This window comes from Nocardia sp. KT25-26 (assembly GCF_056627695.1).
Window position 1 is genome coordinate 4,851,882 of the sequence record NZ_CM152813.1, and the last position, 21,188, is coordinate 4,873,069.

The window sequence follows — 21,188 nt, forward strand, 5'->3', positions numbered from 1 at the left end:
CTATTCCGCGGTCATCCGGGCCTCGCGGTCGGCCTTGCCGAGCGCGTCCAGGAGCGCATCCATATCGCCGTCCAGAACGGCGTCCAGGTTGTGCGCCTTGAAGCCGATCCGGTGGTCGGCGATCCGGTTCTCCGGGAAGTTGTAGGTGCGAATCCGCTCGGAGCGGTCCACGGTGCGCACCTGGCTCGCGCGGCCCTCGGCGGCCTCCTGTTCGGCCTGTTCCTCGGCAATCGCCTGCAGCCGCGCCGCCAGTACCTGCAGGGCCCGGGCCTTGTTCTGCAGCTGGGAGCGCTCGTTCTGGCAGGTCACCACGATCCCGGTGGGCAGGTGGGTGAGCCGGACCGCCGAATCGGTGGTGTTCACACCCTGGCCACCCTTGCCGGAGGACCGGTAGACGTCGATGCGCAGTTCGCTCTCGTCGATCTGCACCTGTTCGACTTCCTCGGGCTCCGGGTAGATCAGCACCCCGGCCGCCGAGGTGTGGATGCGGCCCTGCGATTCGGTGACCGGCACCCGCTGCACCCGGTGCACCCCGCCCTCGAACTTGAACCGCGACCACACGCCGTCCCGGGCGGCGTCGCGGCTCTTGATCGACAGCGTCGCCTCCTTGTAGCCGCCCAGGTCGGAGTAGGCGACGCCGAGGACTTCCACCTTCCAGCCGTGCCGTTCGGCGTAGCGGGTGTACATCCGGGCCAGATCGGCCGCGAACAACGCCGATTCCTCGCCGCCCTCGCCGGACTTCACCTCGAGCACCACATCGTCGCTGTCGTGCGGATCGCGCGGCGCCAGCAAGTCGGCGAGGGCTTCCTCGAGCTCTTCGACCTGCTGCTCGAGCTCCGGTATCTCCGCGGCGAAGGCCGCATCGTCGGCGGCCAGTTCCCGGGCGGCCGCGAGATCGCCGCGCACCGACTCCAGTTTGCGATAGGTGTTCATGACCGGGGCGAGCTCGGCGAACCGCTTACCGACCCGGCGGGCCGTGGCCGCGTCGTTGTGCAGCGCCGGATCGGCCAGCTGCGTCTCCAGGCCGGCGTATTCGGCCAGGATGTCGTCGATGGCGGAAGGCTGCTGGGTCACGGATTGTCCTTGTCCGGAGGGTCGGGAGATCGAGGGGATCGACAAAAAACCCGACGCCCGGCCTGCTGTGCAGGACCGGGCGTCGGGTGGCTGAACTACTTGGCGTCGGCCTTCTTCGCCGCACGCTTGCCGTAGCGCGCCTCGAAGCGGGCGACCCGGCCGCCGGTGTCCAGGATCTTCTGCTTGCCCGTGTAGAACGGGTGGCACTGCGAGCAGACCTCGACGGTGATGTGTCCGGACTCCTTGGTGGAGCGAGTCTGGAAGGTGTTGCCGCAACCACACACGACGGTGGTGTCGACATACGTGGGGTGGATTCCTGCCTTCATGGGTGTCCTCTCGATATTGGTCCCGGGTCGCTCCCCGGCAGGGAACGTGAACCGGAACCGACTAGGCGGGATTGCCTGCCTGCTCGCGGCAGCCAGACGCACGGCGATCCAGTATGCCAGAACCGCACGTCACGGAGAAACGGGAGGTGCGCTCGGACTATTCCCGGCCAGGCTGCCGCCGAATTACGCAGAGTCGAGCGCCGCCGGCCGAGCGAACGCAACCCCGCACGGAGCGAGTCTTACGAGCGACGTTCCGGCCCGCCCAGTGAATCGGCACTCGAAAGCGCATGAGCCGCAGGCTCGAGTCTCGAGTGCCGATTCGCTGGGCAAAAACTACTCAGCGCCTGGGGTGTTCTTGGAAACCTGTACCAGGAACTCCAGGTTGTTCTTGCTCTTCTTCAGCCGGTCGATCAGCAGATCGATGGCCTGATGCGAATCCAGCCCGGACAGCACCCGGCGCAGCTTGTGCAGGACCGCGGCCTCGTCCGGGCTGAGCAGCAGCTCGTCCTTACGGGTGCCGGACGGGTTGACGTCCACCGCGGGGAACACCCGACGCTCGGCGATCTTGCGGTCCAGCTTGAGCTCGGCGTTGCCGGTGCCCTTGAACTCCTCGAAGATCACCGTGTCGCCGGTGGAACCGGTCTCCACCATCGCGGTCGCGATGATGGTGAGCGAGCCGCCGTTCTCGATGTTGCGCGCCGCACCGAGGAACCGCTTGGGCGGGTACAGCGCCGTGGAGTCGACACCACCGGAGAGGATGCGCCCGGAGGCCGGCGACGAGTTGTTGTACGCACGGCCCAGCCGGGTGATCGAATCCAGCAGCACCACAACGTCTTTGCCCATTTCCACCAGGCGCTTGGCCCGCTCGATGGCCAGCTCGGCGACCGAGGTGTGGTCGCTCGGCGGCCGGTCGAAGGTGGAGGCGATGACCTCGCCGCGCACCGACCGCTGCATGTCGGTGACCTCTTCGGGACGCTCGTCGACCAGCACCACCATCAGGTAGCACTCCGGGTTGTTGGTCGCGATCGCGTTCGCGATGTCCTGCATGATCGTGGTCTTACCGGCCTTCGGCGGCGACACGATCAGGGCACGCTGCCCCTTGCCGATCGGCATGATCAGGTCGATCACGCGGGTGGTCAGCTTGTTCTGCTCGGTTTCCAGCCGCAGACGCTGGTTCGGGTACAGCGGCGTCAGCTTGGCGAAGTCGGGGCGCCGCTTGGCGGCGTCGACCTCGGCACCGTTCACCGTGTCCAGCCGGACCAGCGGATCGAACTTCTGCCGCTGGCTGCCCTGCTCGCCGTCGCGCGGCGCGCGCACCGCACCGGTGATGGCGTCACCACGGCGCAGGCCGTTCTTACGCACCAGGTTCATCGAGACGTAGACGTCGTTCGGCCCGGCCAGGTAACCGGAGGTGCGGACGAACGCGTAGTTGTCCAGCACATCCAGGATGCCGGCGACCGGCTGCAGGACGTCGTCCTCGCGCAGCTCGGGCTCGCCGCCTTCCCGGTCGCGGCCACGCCGGCGCTCCCGGAACCGGCGGCCCCGGCGCCCGCGACCACCTTCGTCGTCGCCGCCGCGACCGTTCTGGTTGCGATCGCCCCGTTCCCGATCGCCCTGGTTGCGGCGCCGGTCGTCGCCCTCGCCGTCGCGCTTGCCATCGTCGGTGCGCTTGCCCTCGTCGGCCCGGTTGTCGGCGGCGTTGTCGGCGCCACCGGACCGGCCCTGGTCCCGGCCGCGGCGCTGCCGGCCCCGGCCGCGCTGGCCGCCGTCGCGGCTGTCGCCGCTGCCTTCCGCGGGCTTCGTCTCACTCTTGCCGGCCTCGTTCTTGCCGGTCTCGTTCTTGGTGGCCTCGCCCGCCGGCGCATCCTTCTTCGACGCCGCTGCCTTATCGGCGGTCTCCGCCTTCGGCTGCTGCTCCGCCGGAGCCGCTGCCTGCGCAGCGGGGGCCTCGGTCGCGGCCTGCTCCGACTGCACGGGCTCGTTCTTGCCCGCCTCGTTCTTCGGAGCGGATTTGGCCGACCGGGCAGGCTTGTCATTCTTCGCGGGGGCCTCGCCCGCCGCGGGCTTGCCGGCCGCACCCTTGGCCTGACCGGCCTGATTTTCCTTGATAGCGGCGATGAGATCGCCCTTGCGCATCCCCGAGGTACCTCGGATGCCGAGCTCCCCGGCCAGTGCGCGCAACTGCGGCAACAACATTCCAGTCAGCCCCGATCGTGCGACGTCGGTGTGTTCGCTCATCTTCGAAATCTGTCCGGAGTCACTTTCGCGGTTGCCCGAGGACGGGGAATCGGAATCCACCCCGGGGGTCGCGAGCAGGTCCGTATCTGTCACGGAAATCCTTTCCTTCCCTCGACTGCCGTGTGCTGATTCGAGGGTTCGTTCCGCAGTCCGGGTATCTGCCGGGCTCGGATTGTGCGTCCTTCAGGGCGCCTGTGCCGCCTCGGTGGAGTGCAGCTCGCACCGCGACTGCGGCTCCACCAGGGCCCCTGTGCCGTACCACCTGCCCCGCCGGACCGGAGGGCTCCTCTCGCTCTGCCGGATCTGGTGGCGCTGCCACCGGAAGACATTCGTGGGGAGAGATCATTCCAGTTGCGCAGCTGCCGAGCTCGAGGAGCGCCTGCTGGAGCGATTGCCCTGAGAAAGCACCGGCGTCTGATGCGCACGATGTACGGACACGCCCAGGATAGCTGGGAACCGGGAAACTCGGCAAGGCGGACGCGCCGTCAGTCGATCTGCACACCTTCGGCAACCCCCGGTTCGATGACCCGCAGGCCGTCCACTGCGGCCTGTTCGGCCAGGTCGGCGGGGAATTCGCCGGTGGTCAACGCCAAAATGGTCGGTCCGGCCCCGGAAACGGTCGCGGCAATGCCGGCGGTGCGCAACCGGGCGATCCACGCCGTGGTCAACGGCAGGGCCGGCGCCCGGTATTCCTGGTGCAGCCGATCCTCGGTGGCGGGCAGCAGCAGATCGGGACGCTCGGTCATGGCCACCACGGCCAGCGCCGCGCGGCTGACGTTGAAGGCGGCATCCGCATGCGGCACGGTGGCCGGTAGCAGGCCGCGGGTCTGCGCGGTCGAGGAGCGCACCTCGGGTACCAGCACCACCGGCCGCAGCGCCGGATGCGGATCGAGCCGCACCGCCCGGTACGCGGGGTTCGCACCGGCACCGGATTCGGTCCAGGAGACGACGATTCCGCCGAGCACGCTGGCCGCGGCATTGTCCGGATGTCCCTCGAACTCCGCTGCGAGCTGCACGAGTCGATCCCGGTCCGGCACCCGGCCGGGATCGAATTTGCCGACCAGACCGGCCCCGGCGGCCAGCCCGCCCACCACGGCGGATGCCGAGGATCCGAGCCCGCGCGAGTGCGGAATCACGTTGCGGCACAGTACGTCGAGCCCACCGGCCCGGACTCCGGCGGTCGCGAGTCCGGCTTCCACCGCCCGCACCACGAGATGGGTGGGGTCGCACGGCACATCCGCCGCACCCTCCCCTTCGACGCGAACCGTGCAGCCGCTCTCGGTGGTTCGTACCTCGATCTCGTCGTGGATCCCCAAAGCCATTCCCAGGCAATCGAATCCGGGACCCATATTGGCGGTCGAAGCAGGTACCCGAACGAGGACCGACAGCCCGGCGGGCAGTGTCGCGAGCTCGGGCACCGGCTGAGCTTCCCGAGTGTCCACTGCTATGCCAGCTCGAGTGCGGCGGCCACGGCAACCGGATCGACGGCGATCGGGCGCACCTCGGGCATGCCGGCGAGGGCATTGTCCGGGTCCTTGAGACCGTTACCGGTCACCGTGCACACCACGGTCAGCCCCGGTTCCAGCCAGCCCTCGGCGCGGGCCGCCAGCAGACCGGCGACACTGGCCGCCGACGCCGGCTCCACGAAGACGCCCTCGTGCGAGGCGACCAGCCGGTAGGCCGCGAGGATCTCGTCGTCGGTCGCCGCGCGGAAGGCGCCGCCGGATTCCTCCTTGGCGGCCATCGCACCGTTCCAGGAGGCCGGGGCCCCGATCCGGATCGCGGTCGCCACCGTCTCGGGTTCCTTCACCGGCGCGCCGTGCACCAGCGGCGCCGCACCGGCGGCCTGCACACCCAGCATCCGCGGCAGCGTCGAGGTGACGCCGTCGGCATGGTACTCACGGTAGCCACGCCAGTACGCGGTGATGTTGCCGGCATTGCCCACCGGCAGGACGTGCACATCGGGCGCCTTGCCGAGCACATCGCAGATCTCGAACGATGCGGTCTTCTGCCCCTCGATCCGCGCCGGGTTCACCGAGTTCACCAGGCCCACCTGCGGGAAATCCGAGGTGACCTTGCGCGCCAGCTCCAGGCAGTCGTCGAAATTGCCCTCGACCTGGATGATCTTCGCACCCAGCACCACCGCCTGGGCCAGTTTGCCCATCGCGATCTTGCCCTGCGGGATCAGCACCGCGCAGTGCATCCCCGCCCGGGTGGCGTAGGCGGCGGCCGAGGCCGAGGTGTTGCCGGTGGAGGCGCACAGCACCGCCTGCTGGCCGCGGTACTTGGCGTCGGTCATCGCCATCGTCATCCCGCGGTCCTTGAACGAACCGGTGGGGTTGGCACCCTCGACCTTCAGATACACCTCGCACCCGGTCCGCTCGGACAGGTACGGCGCCGGAACCAGCGGAGTGCCCCCCTCGAACAGGGTCACCGGCTCCCAGTCCGCCGCACCGGCCAGCCGATCGCGGTATGCCGCGATCAGGCCGGGCCAGCGGGAATGCACGCCGGACTGCGGCGCGACACCGGTGGGCCCAGATGCTGTAGTCATTCTTCGGTGCCTTCCAATCTCAAAACGCTGGTGACAGTGGTCACCGACGGCATCTCCGCCAGTGCGGCGACGGTGTCGGCCAGCGCCGACTCCATCGCGTGATGGGTCACGACCACCAACCGGGCGCCCTCGCCGTGCCCCTGCTGCCGGACGGTGGAAATGCTCACGCCGTGCTGGGAGAACTCCCGGGCCACCGCCTCCAGCACACCCGGCCGATCCTCGACCTGCAGGTTCACGTGGTAGCGAGTCGGGGTGTCCCCGATCGGCGCGATCGGCAACTCAGCATAGACCGATTCGCCCGGCGCGCGGCCACCGAAGAACTTGTTCCGGGCCGCCATCACCAGGTCGCCGAGCACGGCGGAGGCGGTCGGCGCACCACCGGCACCCTGACCGTAGAACATCAGCCGCCCGGCGTTCTCGGCTTCCACCACGACCGCATTGAAAGCGCCGTTGACCGCGGCCAGCGGGTGCTTGCGCGGGATCAACGCCGGATACACCCGCACCGACACCCGCTCCTTACCGCCCTCGCTCGGCGGCGGCTCGCCCGGCCCGGCCGACACCCGCTCACAGATCGCGAGCAGTTTCACCGTGCAGCCGACCGCGGAAGCGGTCTCCAGATCCTCGGCGGTGATCCGGGAGATCCCCTCCCGATGCACATCGGCCGCCGTCACCCGGGTGTGGAACGCCAGCGACGCCAGAATCGCCGCCTTGGCGGCCGCATCGTAGCCCTCGACATCGGCGGTCGGGTCCGCCTCGGCATAGCCGAGCCGCATCGCCTCGCTCAGTACGTCCCCGTAGGCCGCGCCGGTCTCGTCCATCGCCGACAGCACGTAGTTGGTGGTGCCGTTCACGATGCCGACCACCCGGTCCACCCGATCGCCGGACAACGACTGGATCAGCGGCCGCACCACCGGGATCGCCCCCGCCACCGCGGCCTCGAAGTACAGATCGGCACGGCTGCGCTCGGCCGCCGCCGCCAGTTCGCCCGTGTAATCGGCCAGCAACGCCTTGTTGGCGGTAACCACGGACTTGCCGGCATTCAGCGCGGCCAGGATGTGCGCACGCGCCGGATCGATACCGCCCATCACCTCGACGACCAGATCCACATCGTCGCGGGCCACCAGCGCCTCGGCATCGGTGGTCAGCAATTCCGCCGGCAGGCCGCGATCCTTTGCGGCATCCCGTACCGCCACCCCGCGCAGCACCAGCGGAGCGCCGATCCGCGACCGCAGATCGTCGGCATGTTCGCGCAGCACCCGCACCACCTCGGTGCCCACGGTGCCCATGCCGAGTACCGCAACACCCAGCGGCCGCTGGGCATCGCGGGTGCCGGTCACCAGCGTTTCGCTCGTCACTTCTCCACCTCCAGGCCGATCAGGTCCGCCACCGTCTCCCGGCGCAGAATAAGCCGCGACCGCCCATCGCGCACCGCGACCACTGCGGGCCGGGTGAGCAGGTTGTAGCGGCTCGACATCGAATAGCAGTACGCGCCGGTCGCGGCAACCGCAACCAGATCCCCCGGTCCGGTGTCCGCCGGCATCCAGACGTCGCGGATGACGATATCGCCACTCTCGCAGTGTTTTCCGACGACCCGGGCGACCACCGGATGCGCCTGCGAGGACCGCGACACCAGTCGGCAGTCGTAGTCGGCCTGGTACAGCGCGGGCCGGATGTTGTCACTCATTCCGCCGTCGACGCTCACATAGCGGCGCTGCGCCCCGCCGTCCAGCGACACATCCTTGATGGTGCCGACCTCATAGAGGGTCACCGTGCCGGGACCGGCGATGGCGCGCCCCGGCTCGACCGCGATGACCGGCTCGGGCAGCCCGGCACGGGCCGCTTCGGCGGCCACCAGCTCGCGCAGCTTGGCGGCGAACTCGGTCAGCGGCGGCGGATCGTCGTTCGGCAGGTAGGAGATGCCGAGGCCGCCACCCAGATCCAGAATCGAGATCTGCGAGGTGCGCTCTATGCCGAACTTGTCGATCGCCTCACGCAGCAGGCCGAGCATCCGCCGGGCGGCGATCTCGAAACCGTCCAGCTCGAAGATCTGCGAGCCGATGTGGCTGTGCAGGCCGACGAGGCGCAGGTTGTCGGCCTCGAACACCCGGGCGAGGGCGGTCATCGCATCCCCGCCGGCGATGGAGAAACCGAACTTCTGGTCCTCGTGCGCGGTGGAAATGTATTCGTGGGTGTGCGCCTCGACGCCGACGGTCACTCGGACCAGCACGTCCTGCACCACGCCCGCGGCGCCGGCCACCGCCTCCAGCCGGTCGATCTCGTAGAGCGAGTCGACCACCACGTGGCCGACGCCGGCGGCCACGGCCGCCTCCAGTTCCGGGACCGATTTGTTGTTGCCGTGCAAGGCGATGCGTTCGGCCGGGAAACCGCCGTGCAGGGCGACGGCCAGCTCGCCACCGGAACACACGTCCAGGGACAGTCCCTCGTCCCGGATCCAGCGCGCCACCTCACCGCACAGAAATGCCTTCGAGGCGTAGTGCACCCGGGTGTTCGGGCCGAACGCGGCCACCATGTCCCGGCAACGGGACCGGAAATCGTCCTCGTCCACCACGAACAGCGGCGTCCCGTACTCCGCGGCGAGGTCGGTGACCGGTATGCCCGCCAGCGTGACCGTGCCGTCGGCGTCGCGGGCCGCATTGCGTGGCCACACGTTCTCCGGCAGCTCGATCATCTCGCTCGGATCCGCGGGCCGTTCCGGCAGGCTCGGGGCGTGCGGGATGTCGGCATGCCGGGGACCGGCCGGATGGACGCTCACAGTAGGCCCTTCTTCCTGATAGTCATCACATACGCTCCGGGGCCGCGACGCCGAGCAGGCCGAGGCCGTTGGCCAGCACCTGTCGGGTCGCGCCGACCAGCTCCAGCCGGGCCGCGTTGACCGGCGACACCGGATCGTCACCCAGCGGCAGCACCCGCAGGTTCTTGTTGGTCTGGAAACGGTGGTAGGCGCCGGCGAGTTCCTCCAGGTAGCGGGCCACCCGGTGGGGTTCGCGCAGGTTCGCCGCACCGGCCACCGTCCGCGGGAACTCGCCCAGCGTACGGATCAGCTCGCCTTCCTCGTCGGCGGTCAGCTGCGCCAGGTCCGGGGTGACCGAGGCGTAGTCGAACTCGGCGGCGTTGCGCCCGATCGAGGCGGTGCGGGCGTGCGCGTACTGCACGTAGTACACGGGATTCTCGTTGCTCTGGCTGGTCCACAGGTCCAGGTCGATGTCCAGGCTCGAGTTCACCGAGGAACGCACCAGGGCGTAGCGGGCCGCGTCGACACCGATCAGCTCGACCAGATCGTCCAGGGTGACCACCGTGCCGGCGCGCTTGCTCATCTTCACCGCGACGCCGTCGCGGACCAGGTTCACCATCTGCCCGATCAGCACCTCGACGGTGTCCGGATCGTCCCCGAAGGCCGCCGCAGCCGCCTTGAGCCGGCCGATGTAACCGTGGTGATCCGCACCGAGCATGTAGACGGCCAGATCGAAGCCCCGGGAGCGCTTGTTCTGGAAGTAGGCGATATCGCCGGCGATATAGGCGGCGTGCCCGTCGCTCTTGAGCACCACCCGGTCCTTGTCGTCACCGAATTCGGTGCTGGCGATCCACCAGGCGCCGTCCTTCTCGTACAGATTGCCGGAGGTCTTCAGCTGCTCGACCGCCCGCTCCACCGCACCGGACTCGAACAGCGAGCTCTCGTTGAAGTACACATCGAAATCGGTGCCGAAATCGTGCAGCGACTTCTTGATGTGCGCGAACATCAGTTCCACGCCCTCGGCACGGAACAGTTCGTGCCGCTGATCGGCGGGCAGCGTCGTCGCCTCCGGATGGGCTGCGACGATGGTCGCGGCGATCTCACCGATATAGGCACCGGCGTACCCGTTCTCCGGTGTCGGTTCGCCCAGTGCGGCGGCGACCAGCGATTCGGCGAACCGGTCGATCTGGGCGCCGTGGTCGTTGAAGTAGTACTCGCGGGTGACGTCGGCGCCCTGGGCGGCCAGGATCCGGCCCAGCGCATCACCGACCGAGGCCCACCGGGTACCACCCAGATGCACCGGTCCGGTCGGGTTCGCGGAGACGAACTCGAGGTTGATCGCGGTGCCCTGCAGCGTGGACGCCGTGCCGTAGGCGGCCCCCGCGGCCAGGATCTGCTCGACGATGAGCCCCTGGGCGGCCGCGGCCAGCCGGATGTTCAGGAATCCCGGGCCGGCTACCTCGGCGACCTCGATCCCTTCGGCCGCGGCCAGCGCATCGGCGAGCCAGCCGGCCAGTTCGCGCGGGTTGGTTCCGGCCTTCTTGGCCACCTGAAGGGCCAGATTCGTGGCATAGTCGCCGTGTTCCGGGTTACGCGGACGCTCCACAGTGACCTGTTCGGGCAGGACCGAGGAATCCAGTCCGCGTTCGACAAGCACCTTCGCCGCCGTGGTGCGAAGGACATCTGCAAGGTCAGCTGGAGTCACGAGTCTCTATCCTATGGTCTGGGCAGGTGTACCCCGCTACTGGGCACAGTGCACCGCGCAACCTCGGGGCCACCACACGACCTCGAACCCATCCGATCCGACCACCGAAAGAGCACAACGAGCGATGCCGAGTCCGACCAGCGCCTCATCGGCCAAGGCCGTCCGGGCCGCCGGGAAGTCGTCGCCGTCCCGTAAATCGGGCGGCAAGGGCAACCTCCCCGGCAAACGACACATTCCGTGGGCGACGATCGGCGCAGGTGCCGTCATCATCGCATTGATCGCCCTGCTGGCCTACAACCTGGTCCCCAAGTACCTGGAGCAGGCCGAGCTGGAGAAGTTCACGCCGAGCGCCGAGCAGCAGGATCCGTCCGACCAGATCGACGGGGTGACGAAGCAGGACTACCCGGCGGGCCTGCACGTGCAGCCCACCGAACGGGTGGCCTACGACCAGACCCCGCCGTTCGGCGGCCCGCACGATGCGGCGTGGGCGAACTGCACCGGCGTCGTCTACGCGAAGCCGATCCGGGAGGAGAACGCGGTTCACTCCCTCGAGCACGGCGCGATCTGGATCACCTACGACCCGGAGCAGATCGACAGCGCCGGGATCGACACGCTGAAGCAGCTCACCGAGGGCAAGCAGTACACGATGATGTCGCCCTACCCCGACCTGCCGGCCCCGATCTCGCTGCAGTCGTGGGGCCATCAGCTGCGCGTGGACTCCGCGGACGACGACCGGATCAAGCAGTTCGTCACCGCGCTGCGGGAGAACCCGTACGCCTACCCCGAGGTGGGCGCCAGCTGCTCGAACCCGGCGTTCGACGCCAACAACCCGCCGCCGTACGACCCGACCCCGCCCGGCCCCGATGCGGTGCCGATGGACGGCGGCGGGATCACCCCGGATGTCGCGGAAATGGGCGGGGTGCCGGGGGTGCCGACCGTGCCGATGCCCGGCGCCGGTGACGTCCCCGCTCCCGGGGCCCCGGCTCCCGGAGCGCCCGCCGAGGCTCCGCTGCCCGAAGCCCCCGCGCCGAACCCGGAGGAGCAGTGATGACCGTCGAGACCCCGGCCGAGCCCGACCGCGCCGAATCCGCGGACGGCTCCCGCGGCCGCCGGCCCGGCACGCTGCTGCTGGTCCTCGGCGCCGTCGCGGCGCTGCTCGCGGGTATTGCGATCGGCGCTCTGGTGCTGCCGCAGGAGGACTCGGGTGCCGCCGAACCCGGCCCGGTGGACATCGGCTTCAACCAGGACATGACCACGCACCATGCACAGGCGGTCGAGATGTCCGGAATCGCGCTGATCGGTTCGGCGGATACCGACGTGCAGCGGCTGGCCTACGACATCATGACGACCCAGGAGAACCAGATGGGCCGGATGCAGGGCTGGCTGCAACTGTGGGACGCACCCGGACAGGACATCGACGGGCCGATGCGCTGGATGTCCGACCACGGGGACGGACACGGCGACGGGCACGACATGTCGGCGGACACGACGCAGATGCCCGGTATGGCGAGCCCGGCGGAGATGGACGAGCTGCGCCGGGCCACCGGCGACGAGCTCGACGTCCTGTTCCTGCAGCTGATGCTGCGGCACCACCAGGGTGGGGTCGGGATGGGTGAATACGCCGCCGGCCACGCCGAGACCGTCGCAGTCCGCTCGCTGGCCGACACCATGGTGGCCACCCAGCAGAACGAGTCGGACCTGATGCGATCGATGCTCGCCGAACGCGACGCCGAACCGCTGCCCTTCCCCTGAGCCGACAGGTGCCGGACCGGCACGAAAGCCGCCGGTCCGGCACCTTTTTTGGCGCAGCGCCACCGATGCGATAGTCTGTTCTCCGCCCGGTCGGGAAGCCCCGACCGAGACTATCCCGCCCTCGTAGCTCAGGGGATAGAGCGTCTGCCTCCGGAGCAGAAGGCCGCAGGTTCGATTCCTGCCGAGGGCACCATCCGATGTCACCGGACATCGAACTTCCCGGATCTGCATCCCGCAGGTCCGGGATTTTTGCGTCCGGGTGTCCACCGCCCACCGAGGCGGGCGGCCTTCCCAGCCGATGGAATACAAGATCGGCTTTTCTCAGGCTTTGCTAAGCCTTTAACTTTAGGCTTGCCTCATCTCTTGCGAGGTTGCCGGACGATGCCGTCCGAACGCCGAATCGATTGCCGCAGAACATGTTCCACCGTTGACCGGGGCCGCCGCGCTCCGGCGAAGGAGAAGTATGTCCCTCGACACCGATAGGCCCACACCCGAACCCCGGGCCCCCGTCGCCGCCGGTCGCGCTGCCCGGTTCCGCGCGATCGCCCGCTACGACCTGCCCGCTTCGATCGTCGTCTTCCTGGTGGCCCTGCCACTGTCCCTCGGCATCGCCGTCGCCTCCGGGGCGCCGATCGCGGCCGGCCTGATCGCCGCGGTGGTCGGCGGCGTGGTGGTCGGCTTGCTCGGTGGTTCGCCGCTGCAGGTCAGCGGCCCGGCAGCCGGTCTCACCGTGGTCGTCGCCGAGAGCGTCACCACCTTCGGCTGGGCGGTGACCTGTTTCATCACCGCCGCGGCCGGACTGCTGCAGATCCTGTTCGGACTGAGCCGGATCGCCCGCGCCGCACTCGCCATCGCGCCGGTGGTGGTGCACGCGATGCTGGCCGGAATCGGCATCACCATTGCCCTGCAACAGATCCATGTCCTGCTCGGCGGATCCTCGCACAGCACCGCATTCGACAACATCACCCAGCTGCCCGGTCAACTGCTGAACCTGCACGGCGAGGACGTCGTGATCGGGGCCGTGGTGATCACGATCATGCTCGGCTGGCGGTTCGTGCCGGAGCGGATCCGGACGGTGCCCGGACCGCTGGTCGCCGTACTGGCCGCCACCGTGCTCTCCCTGATCCTGCCCGGTGATATCGAGCGAGTGATGATGAGCGGCTCACTGTTCGATGCCGTCGGCCTGCCGGGCATCCCGGACGGCGACTGGGCGGCGGTGGCGCTGATGGTGCTCACCATCGCGCTCATCGCCAGCGTGGAGAGCCTGCTCTCGGCAGTGGCGGTGGACAAGATGCACAACGGCCGCCGTACCCACTTCGATCGGGAACTGATCGCCCAGGGCGCCGCCAACACCACCTCCGGGCTGATCGGCGGGCTGCCGGTGACCGGCGTGATCGTGCGCAGCTCGACAAATGTCCACGCCGGCGCCCGGAGCCGGGCTTCGGCCTTCCTGCACGGGATCTGGGTGCTGGTGTTCTCGGTGGCGCTGGTCGGTGTGGTGCAGCAGATTCCGATGGCCGCACTGGCCGGACTGCTGATCGTGATCGGCATCCAGCTGGTGAAGCTGGCCCATATCCGGCTGGCGCGGCGCACCGGTGATCTGCTGATCTACACGGCCACCGTGCTCGGTGTCGTGTTCGCGAACCTACTCGAGGGCGTATTGATCGGCCTCGCACTGGCTTTCGTGCTGCTGTTGTGGCGGGTGGTCCGGGTGGCAGTGAGCGCGGGACCGGTCGACGGCACCGATCGCTGGCTGGTCGGCATCGACGGGACCTGCACATTCCTGGCGCTGCCCAGGCTCTCGGCCGCGCTCGCCGATGTGCCGCCCGGTACCGATGTGCTGGTGGAACTCACCGTCGATTTCCTCGACCACGCCGCCTGCGAGGCGATTCTGGATTGGGCCCGGCAGCACGAAACCACCGGCGGCACCGTCGAGTACGTGGAGCTCGGGACCGCACGGATGGCACACGCGGCAGCCGGGCCGCCCCGCCGCGGACCGGCCCGCGAACTGGTCGACGGCATGCTGGGCCCGTGGCGCCGCAACACCCACGACAACCATGTCACCGCCGGGGTGGCGGCATATCACCGCAGCCATGCCCACGTGCTGCGCCCGCATCTCGGCCGGCTGCGCGAGGCACAGGATCCCGACTCCTTCTTCCTGACCTGTGCCGACTCCCGGATCGTGCCGAACGTGCTCACAAACAGCGGACCCGGCGACCTGTTCACGGTCCGCAATGTCGGAAATCTGGTGCCGGCCGGGAGGCAGGATGCCTCGATCGAGGCCGCCCTCGGCTTCGCGCTCGGCGAGCTGGATGTGCGCAACGTCGTGGTGTGCGGTCATTCCGGTTGCGGCGCGATGCATGCACTGCTCGATACCGACCCCGGGGACGACGAACTGTCCAGCTGGCTGCGCTATGCCGAGCCGAGCCTGCACCGCTATCGGGACGGCCATCCGGTCGCCGCCGCCGCGGCCGCCGCCGGATTCGGCCCGGCCGACCAGCTGAGCATGGTGAACATCGCGGTGCAGCTGGAGACGCTGCGCGCCCATCCGGTGGTGGCGCGGGCCGGCGGTGCTCGGCAGATCTCCGTGTCGGGGTTGTTCTTCGATATCGCGACCGCCCGGATGGTCGAGGTCACCGCCGAGGGGATCGGCGAGATCGAACCGGATCCCGGCCGCGGACCCGTGCCGGTCTGAGCGGCGACCGCATCCCGGCGGGGCCGAACCGGCCGGGATGCGGTACTGCGCAGCGCCCGGAACCCCAGCCACCGGAGCCGGATCCCGTCGCGCCTGGCGACGATGGGATGATCGGGGGCATGTCCCGGCCGCGCCCGCTTCCGCTCGACCCGATCGCCGAGGCCCACCGGCAGTGGGTCCGGCACGGCTGGGCCGATGTCGCCGACGGGATGGCGGCGGTGACCTCGCTGGTGCGAGCCCAGCAGATCGTGATGGCCCGGGTCGACGAAGCCCTGAAACCGACCGGGCTGACCTTCTCCCGGTACGAACTGCTGCAACTGCTGCACTTCAGCAGGCACGGCGCGTTGCCGATGGCCACGGCCAGCGCCCGGCTGCAGGTGCATCCGACCAGCGTCACCAATTCGGTCGACCGATTGGAGGCCGCCGGATTGGTCGCTCGCGTACCCCACCCCACCGACCGCCGGGCCACGCTGGTCGAGATCACCCCGGCCGGGCGCGAGATCGTCGCCCGCGCCACTGAGGAGCTCAACTCCCGGGTGTTCGCCGATGTCGGCCTGTCGCCCGGGCAGCTGCGGCAGCTGCTGGGACTGCTGGCCGAGTTCCGGCAGGCCGCCGGAGATTTCGAGCCGGTCGGCGAAGTGGCCGCAACCGACTGGCCGGCCGACGCCGACTGATCCGGGGCGGCCGGAGCGCACACCCGCCGGAATAATTGCGGCGAATCGGACCATCCAGCACACGTCCAGCGAATCACCCGGCAACATGCTTGGCAGCGACGCGCCGAGCGGCCACCATGGAGCGCATGGTGCTGGTGCTGGGGGTATCGGCGGGTGCGGACGGCGCGCGAGCCGTGCTGACGCACTCCGACCAGCCGCATCTGCCGCCGGTGGATCGATGCCTGGTACGGCGGCGAGCCGGCGGATCGGTGGCCGAACCGGTCGCGGCGGCGATCGCCCGGATGCGGGCCGCGGCCGCCGCCCGCGACGAGGTGGTCAGCGCCACCGCGGTCACCTGCCGCACCGACGTGCACGCCGATGCGATCCGGACCGTCGCCCCGGATGCCGCGGTGGTCGACGAACCCCTCGCCCAGCTGCGCTACCTGCGTTTCACCGGACTACTACCGGCCGAGGGCACGGTACTCCTCTACGACCTCGGCAGTTCCGGCTTGACCGTCACCCAGGCCGACTGCCGGGCCGAGACGATCCTCGCCGGACGACGCAGCACGGTACTCGGCGGCGACGGCTACGACGCGCTGCTGCGCTGGCAGCTCGCCCGCGGTGGCGTGGCCGTCGACGCGCCGACCGGGCGCCGGTACCGGGAGCAGCTCAGCGACACCCGGGTGATCACCGCCACCGACACCGCCACCGGCCTGCGTGCCGTCCTGACCCGCGGGGAGCTGGGTGAGCTGTGCGCCGCGGGCCTGCACCACTCGGCGTCGTTCGTCCGGCAGGTGATCGAGGAGACCGGCACGCCACCGGCGGCGCTCGTCCTACTCGGCGGCTGTACTCGCAACCCCGACGTACGGGCGGCGTTGGCCGATCTCACCGGCCTGCCGGTGGTGTACGACCCGGAACCGGAATCCGTCTCGGCCCGGGGCGCGGTCCTGCTGGCCGGCCGGCGACCGGGCCGGTTGCAGATGCACCGGCTGCGCGCGGCGCCGGCCGCCGACACCATCGCGGGGGTGGGCCGCCGGAAACTGCTGGCGGCCGTCGCGGTCACCGCAACCCTCGGCGCGGCCGTGGCCGGGCTGCTGACCATGCACGATTCCGCGGCCGCACCGGCCGGCCCGGGAACCGTGCCGGCCGAGCTGCTGCCAGCGGGTCCGGCCCCGGAAGAGTGACCTCAGCTGTCGGTGAACTTCGGCGCCCGCTTCTCCACGAACGCGGTCATGCCTTCCGACTGATCGTCGACGGCGAACAGGGAGTGGAAGACTCGGCGTTCGAACCGCAACCCCTCGGACAGGGTCGTCTCGAACGAGCGGTTCACCGACTCCTTGGCCAGCATCGCCACGGGAAGTGACATCCCGGCGATGGTCCGGGCGACGTCGAGTGCGGTGTCGAGCAGTTCGTCGGCGGGCACGATCCGGGACACCAGACCGGCGCGCTCGGCTTCCTCGACCCCCATGTTCCGGCCGGTCAGCACCAGGTCCATCGCCTTGGCCTTGCCGATCGCGCGGGTGAGGCGCTGGGAGCCGCCGATCCCGGGGATCACGCCCAGCTTGATCTCCGGCTGACCGAACTTCGCGGTATCGGCAGCGATCAGGATGTCGCAGATCATCGCGAGCTCACAGCCGCCACCGAGCGCATACCCGGCGACCGCGGCGATGGTGGGCTTGCGGAAGTTCGCCAACCGGTCCCAGCGGGCGAAGAAGTCGCCCTTGAACATGTCCATATAGGACTTCGGCTGCATCTCCTTGATATCGGCGCCCGCGGCGAAGGCCTTGGCCGAACCGGTGATCACGACGGCGCCGATCGAATCGTCGGCTTCCAGTTCGTCCAGCGCGGCGATCACGTCGTCGAGCACCTGCGCATTGAGCGCATTGAGTGCCTTCGGCCGGTTCAGGGTGATCCAGCCGACCCCGCCCCGGCCGTCTTCGCCGCCCTTGCGTTCCAGCAGAATCGTCTCGAAATCGGTCACGACGCACACCCTCTTGTCGTTCGGCAGTGTTGACCCCGGTGACGATACCGAGGCGCCCGGTCGCGATGCCCGACCGGGCGAACGGCGCCGGAACGCGGTCGGCCCATTTCATGGCGGTATGACCTGCACCACACTAGAATAGTTGGACGTCCAACCATATGAGAGGCGGGCCATGAGCACACTGCACGTCCCCACTCATCCGGTGCGGCTGGTCACCGCCGCCGCTCTGTTCGACGGACACGATGCGGCGATCAACATCATGCGGCGCATCCTGCAGGCCCAGGGCGCGGAGGTGATCCACCTCGGCCACAATCGGTCGGTCCGCGAGATCGTCGACGCCGTAGTCGAAGAGGACGTCCAAGGCGTGGCAGTCAGCTCCTACCAGGGCGGGCACGTCGAGTTCTTCGAGTACCTGGCGCGTTCCCTGAAGGAGGCCGGCGCCGAAGACGTCCGGATCTTCGGCGGGGGCGGCGGGGTGATCGTGCCCGAGGAGATCGATCGGCTCGCCGACGGCGGAATCCGGATCTTCGCCCCCGAGGACGGCCAGCGCATGGGCCTGCCGGACATGGTGAACGAACTGATCCGGGCCTGCGATCGCGACCCGGCCGCCGCGGCGCCCGCACCGGCCGATCTGACGGACGGTGACCGGCGGGCGCTGGCCCGGACCCTCACCTGCCTACAACAGGACACACTCCCGGCCACCGACCGGGCAGCACTGCAGACGGCGGCCGCCGCGAACCCGGCACCCGTACTGGGCATCACCGGCACCGGCGGCGCCGGCAAGTCCTCGTTGACCGACGAACTGATCCGCCGGTTGCGCACCGATCAAGGCGATGAATTGCGCATCGCGGTCCTCGCCGTGGATCCCACCCGGCGCCGAGCCGGCGGCGCGCTGCTCGGCGACCGGATCCGGATGAACAGCCTGGACGGCGACCGGGTGTTCTTCCGGTCCCTGGCGACCCGCGGCCGACGCGAACTGCCGCACGATATCGACACGATGATCGCGGCCTGCCGGGCCGCCGGATACAACCTGGTGATCCTGGAGACACCGGGAATCGGCCAGGGTGATGCCGATATCACCGAATACGCCGACCTTTCCCTCTATGTCATGACACCGGAGTTCGGGGCGGCCACCCAGCTGGAGAAGATCGATATGCTCGACTTCGCCGACGTGGTCGCAGTGAACAAGTACGAACGGCGCGGCGCCGCCGACGCGGTTCGTGATGTGGCCCGCCAGTTGATCCGCAATCGGGAGGAGTTCACCGCCGGCCCGGCAGATATGCCGGTGTTCGGCACCAGTGCAGCAACTTTCGACGACGACGGGGTCACCGCTCTCTATCGGCACCTGCGCGACCGGCTCGCCGAAGCCGGGCTGCCCGTCGGCCCCGGCACCCTACCGGCGGTGGACACCCGGGTCTCCACCCGGTTCGCCCGGCTGGTGCCGACCGCCCGGGTCCGCTATCTCGCCGAAATCGCCGAAACGGTGCGCGGATACCATGCCGACACCGTGCGCCGGTGCGCAGCGGCACAGCGGGTGCAGCGGCTGGCCCTCGTGCACGAGGAGCTCCCCGACGATCCGGCCGTCGCCGAACTCCTGGAATCCGCTCGTGCCGAATTGGATCCGGAGACCACCGAACTGCTCGACCGGTGGCCCGGGATCGCCGCCGGCTATCGCGGGGCGGAACAGGTGGTCCGGGTGCGTGATCGCGAGCTCCACACACCCTTGCGCCGTGAGTCGTTGTCCGGCAGTAGCATTCCCCGGGTAGCCGTGCCGCGCTACACCGATCACGGTGAGCTGCTGCGGTTCCTGCGCAACGAGCACCTACCCGGATACTTCCCGTTCACCGCCGGGGTGTTCCCGTTCAAACGAACCGATGAGGACCCGGCACGGATGTTCGCCGGCGAGGGCGATCCGGCCCGCACCAACCGCCGGTTCAAGGTGCTCAGTGCCCATGCTCCGGCCACCCGACTGTCCACCGCATTCGATTCGGTGACGCTTTATGGGCACGACCCCGATGAACGTCCCGACATCTACGGCAAGATCGGCACCTCCGGCGTCTCGGTGGCCACCGTGGACGATATGGCCACGCTCTACGACGGTTTCGATCTGACCGACCCGACGACCTCGGTATCGATGACGATCAACGGCCCGGCACCGACGGTGCTCGCCTTCTTCCTGAACGCCGCCCTCGACCAGGCCCGGCAGCGTTTCGAGGCGGCCGAGGGACGGACACCGACCGAAGCCGAGGCGGCCGAACTGCGGGCCACGACCCTGGCGAATGTGCGCGGCACGGTGCAGGCCGACATCCTCAAGGAGGACCAGGGGCAGAACACCTGCCTGTTCTCCACCGAGTTCAGCCTGCGGATGATGGCCGACATCCAGGAATGGTTCGTGCGCAACAACGTCCGGAACTTCTATTCGGTGTCCATCTCCGGCTACCACATCGCGGAGGCGGGTGCGAACCCGATCAGCCAGCTGGCGTTCACCCTGGCCAACGGGTTCACCTATGTGGAGACCTATCTGGCGCGCGGCCTCGATATCGACGATTTCGCGCCGAATCTGTCGTTCTTCTTCTCCAACGGCATGGATCCGGAGTACAGCGTGATCGGCCGGGTCGCCCGGCGGATCTGGGCCATCGCGATGCGGGAACGCTACGGCGCCGGCGAACGCGGTCAGAAGCTGAAGTACCACGTGCAGACCTCGGGACGTTCCCTGCACGCCCAGGAGATGAGCTTCAACGACATCCGCACCACCCTGCAGGCTCTCATCGCCGTCTACGACAACTGCAACAGCCTGCACACCAACGCCTACGACGAAGCCGTCACCACGCCGACCACCGAATCGGTGCGCCGGGCCCTGGCGATCCAGCTGATCATCAACCGGGAATGGGGCCTGGCGATGAACGAGAACCCGCTGCAGGGCAGCTTCGTCATCGACGAACTGACCGACCTGGTCGAGGAGGCCGTCCTCACCGAGTTCGACCGGATCAGTGAACGCGGCGGCGTGCTCGGCGCCATGGAAACCGGGTACCAGCGCGGCAAGATCCAGGACGAGTCGATGCGCTACGAACAGCGCAAACACGACGGCTCGCTGCCGATCATCGGGGTCAACACCTTCCGCGGGCCCGAATCCGACACCCCGGCCGGCCCGATCGAACTCGCCCGCGGCACCGAGGCGGAACGGCAATCCCAGCTGACCCGGCTGCGCGAGTTCACCGACCGCCACCGCGACGAGGCGCCCGCGGCCCTGCAACGGCTGGCCGACGTCGCCCACACCGACGACAACATCTTCGAGGTCCTCATGGACGCCGCCCGGGTCTGCACCCTGCAGCAGATCACCGACACCTTCTTCGCCGTCGGCGGCCGGTACCGGCGCACCGTATGAGCCGCCGTGACACCTGGCACCGGGAGCCCTGCACGGCGCAACACCCCGGGTGAGCTCGGTCCGCAACAGGCGCGAC

At 69.1% G+C, this 21,188-nt stretch carries 15 protein-coding genes and 1 tRNA gene; 7 read left to right on the forward strand and 9 right to left on the reverse strand.

Annotated features, from left to right (window positions below):
• The 8 genes from prfA to argS all read right to left on the reverse strand — a co-directional run bounded on the left by prfA (position 1) and on the right by argS (position 10,646).
• On the reverse strand, positions 1 to 1,074 hold the full coding sequence (prfA, locus tag AC1HFH_RS21990; protein WP_480244675.1) for a peptide chain release factor 1: 1,074 nt from the start codon (positions 1,072 to 1,074) through the stop codon (positions 1 to 3).
• Between the two features lie 95 nt (positions 1,075 to 1,169).
• Entirely contained in the window at positions 1,170 to 1,400 is a 231-nt protein-coding gene (gene rpmE / locus AC1HFH_RS21995) for a 50S ribosomal protein L31 (protein ID WP_480244676.1), read from the reverse strand.
• Positions 1,401 to 1,733: 333 nt separating this feature from the next.
• Entirely contained in the window at positions 1,734 to 3,731 is a 1,998-nt protein-coding gene (gene rho, locus AC1HFH_RS22000) for a transcription termination factor Rho (RefSeq protein ID WP_480244677.1), read from the reverse strand.
• A 392-nt stretch (positions 3,732 to 4,123) separates the two neighbouring features.
• Positions 4,124 to 5,056, reverse strand: coding sequence for a homoserine kinase (gene thrB / locus AC1HFH_RS22005; RefSeq protein ID WP_480244678.1), 933 nt, complete (start codon positions 5,054 to 5,056; stop codon positions 4,124 to 4,126).
• A gap of 26 nt (positions 5,057 to 5,082) precedes the next feature.
• Positions 5,083 to 6,189: a threonine synthase gene (thrC, locus tag AC1HFH_RS22010; RefSeq protein ID WP_480244679.1), complete on the reverse strand. Its 1,107-nt coding sequence runs from the start codon at positions 6,187 to 6,189 to the stop codon at positions 5,083 to 5,085.
• Positions 6,186 to 7,475: a homoserine dehydrogenase gene (locus AC1HFH_RS22015; protein WP_480247940.1), complete on the reverse strand. Its 1,290-nt coding sequence runs from the start codon at positions 7,473 to 7,475 to the stop codon at positions 6,186 to 6,188. Before AC1HFH_RS22015 ends, thrC begins: the two co-directional genes overlap by 4 nt.
• Positions 7,476 to 7,540: 65 nt before the next feature.
• Positions 7,541 to 8,962: a diaminopimelate decarboxylase gene (gene lysA, locus AC1HFH_RS22020; protein WP_480244680.1), complete on the reverse strand. Its 1,422-nt coding sequence runs from the start codon at positions 8,960 to 8,962 to the stop codon at positions 7,541 to 7,543.
• A 25-nt stretch (positions 8,963 to 8,987) separates the two neighbouring features.
• On the reverse strand, positions 8,988 to 10,646 hold the full coding sequence (gene argS, locus AC1HFH_RS22025; RefSeq protein ID WP_480244681.1) for an arginine--tRNA ligase: 1,659 nt from the start codon (positions 10,644 to 10,646) through the stop codon (positions 8,988 to 8,990).
• A 124-nt stretch (positions 10,647 to 10,770) separates the two neighbouring features.
• On the opposite strand from argS, the gene AC1HFH_RS22030 reads away from it, so the two are divergent.
• From AC1HFH_RS22030 to AC1HFH_RS22055, 6 genes are all read left to right on the forward strand, one after another.
• Positions 10,771 to 11,694, forward strand: a complete 924-nt coding sequence (locus AC1HFH_RS22030; protein ID WP_480244682.1) for a DUF3105 domain-containing protein — start codon at positions 10,771 to 10,773, stop codon at positions 11,692 to 11,694.
• Complete coding sequence (locus tag AC1HFH_RS22035) at positions 11,694 to 12,398, forward strand: DUF305 domain-containing protein (RefSeq protein WP_480244683.1); 705 nt, start codon at positions 11,694 to 11,696, stop codon at positions 12,396 to 12,398. Before AC1HFH_RS22030 ends, AC1HFH_RS22035 begins: the two co-directional genes overlap by 1 nt.
• 117 nt (positions 12,399 to 12,515) lie before the next feature.
• Positions 12,516 to 12,591 (forward strand) — tRNA-Arg (locus AC1HFH_RS22040).
• A 270-nt stretch (positions 12,592 to 12,861) separates the two neighbouring features.
• The gene (locus AC1HFH_RS22045; RefSeq protein WP_480244684.1) at positions 12,862 to 15,093 is read left to right on the forward strand and encodes a SulP family inorganic anion transporter; all 2,232 of its coding nucleotides are present in this window, start codon (positions 12,862 to 12,864) and stop codon (positions 15,091 to 15,093) included.
• Positions 15,094 to 15,212: 119 nt separating this feature from the next.
• The gene (locus AC1HFH_RS22050) at positions 15,213 to 15,767 is read left to right on the forward strand and encodes a MarR family winged helix-turn-helix transcriptional regulator (protein WP_480244685.1); all 555 of its coding nucleotides are present in this window, start codon (positions 15,213 to 15,215) and stop codon (positions 15,765 to 15,767) included.
• A gap of 125 nt (positions 15,768 to 15,892) precedes the next feature.
• Positions 15,893 to 16,930 (forward strand): Hsp70 family protein, encoded by a 1,038-nt coding sequence (locus AC1HFH_RS22055; protein ID WP_480244686.1) that lies wholly within the window; start codon positions 15,893 to 15,895, stop codon positions 16,928 to 16,930.
• Between the two features lie 2 nt (positions 16,931 to 16,932).
• On the opposite strand, the gene AC1HFH_RS22060 is transcribed toward AC1HFH_RS22055, so the two are convergent.
• Positions 16,933 to 17,727, reverse strand: a complete 795-nt coding sequence (locus AC1HFH_RS22060; protein ID WP_480244687.1) for an enoyl-CoA hydratase — start codon at positions 17,725 to 17,727, stop codon at positions 16,933 to 16,935.
• A 172-nt stretch (positions 17,728 to 17,899) separates the two neighbouring features.
• Here AC1HFH_RS22060 and icmF point away from each other — a divergent pair, with 172 nt between their 5' ends.
• Positions 17,900 to 21,112: a fused isobutyryl-CoA mutase/GTPase IcmF gene (icmF, locus tag AC1HFH_RS22065; protein WP_480244688.1), complete on the forward strand. Its 3,213-nt coding sequence runs from the start codon at positions 17,900 to 17,902 to the stop codon at positions 21,110 to 21,112.
• Positions 21,113 to 21,188 lie beyond the last annotated feature (76 nt).

Excerpts from the sequence above, each read along its gene's own strand:
- rpmE (WP_480244676.1), bottom strand. The coding sequence starts at position 1,400 with ATGAAGGCAGGAATCCACCCCACGTATGTCGACACCACCGTCGTGTGT.
- AC1HFH_RS22030 (WP_480244682.1), top strand. The coding sequence starts at position 10,771 with ATGCCGAGTCCGACCAGCGCCTCATCGGCCAAGGCCGTCCGGGCCGCC.
- thrC (WP_480244679.1), bottom strand. The coding sequence starts at position 6,189 with ATGACTACAGCATCTGGGCCCACCGGTGTCGCGCCGCAGTCCGGCGTG.
- AC1HFH_RS22055 (WP_480244686.1), top strand. The coding sequence starts at position 15,893 with ATGGTGCTGGTGCTGGGGGTATCGGCGGGTGCGGACGGCGCGCGAGCC.
- AC1HFH_RS22045 (WP_480244684.1), top strand. The coding sequence starts at position 12,862 with ATGTCCCTCGACACCGATAGGCCCACACCCGAACCCCGGGCCCCCGTC.
- AC1HFH_RS22015 (WP_480247940.1), bottom strand. The coding sequence starts at position 7,475 with ATGGGCACCGTGGGCACCGAGGTGGTGCGGGTGCTGCGCGAACATGCC.
- AC1HFH_RS22035 (WP_480244683.1), top strand. The coding sequence starts at position 11,694 with ATGACCGTCGAGACCCCGGCCGAGCCCGACCGCGCCGAATCCGCGGAC.
- icmF (WP_480244688.1), top strand. The coding sequence starts at position 17,900 with ATGAGCACACTGCACGTCCCCACTCATCCGGTGCGGCTGGTCACCGCC.
- AC1HFH_RS22050 (WP_480244685.1), top strand. The coding sequence starts at position 15,213 with ATGTCCCGGCCGCGCCCGCTTCCGCTCGACCCGATCGCCGAGGCCCAC.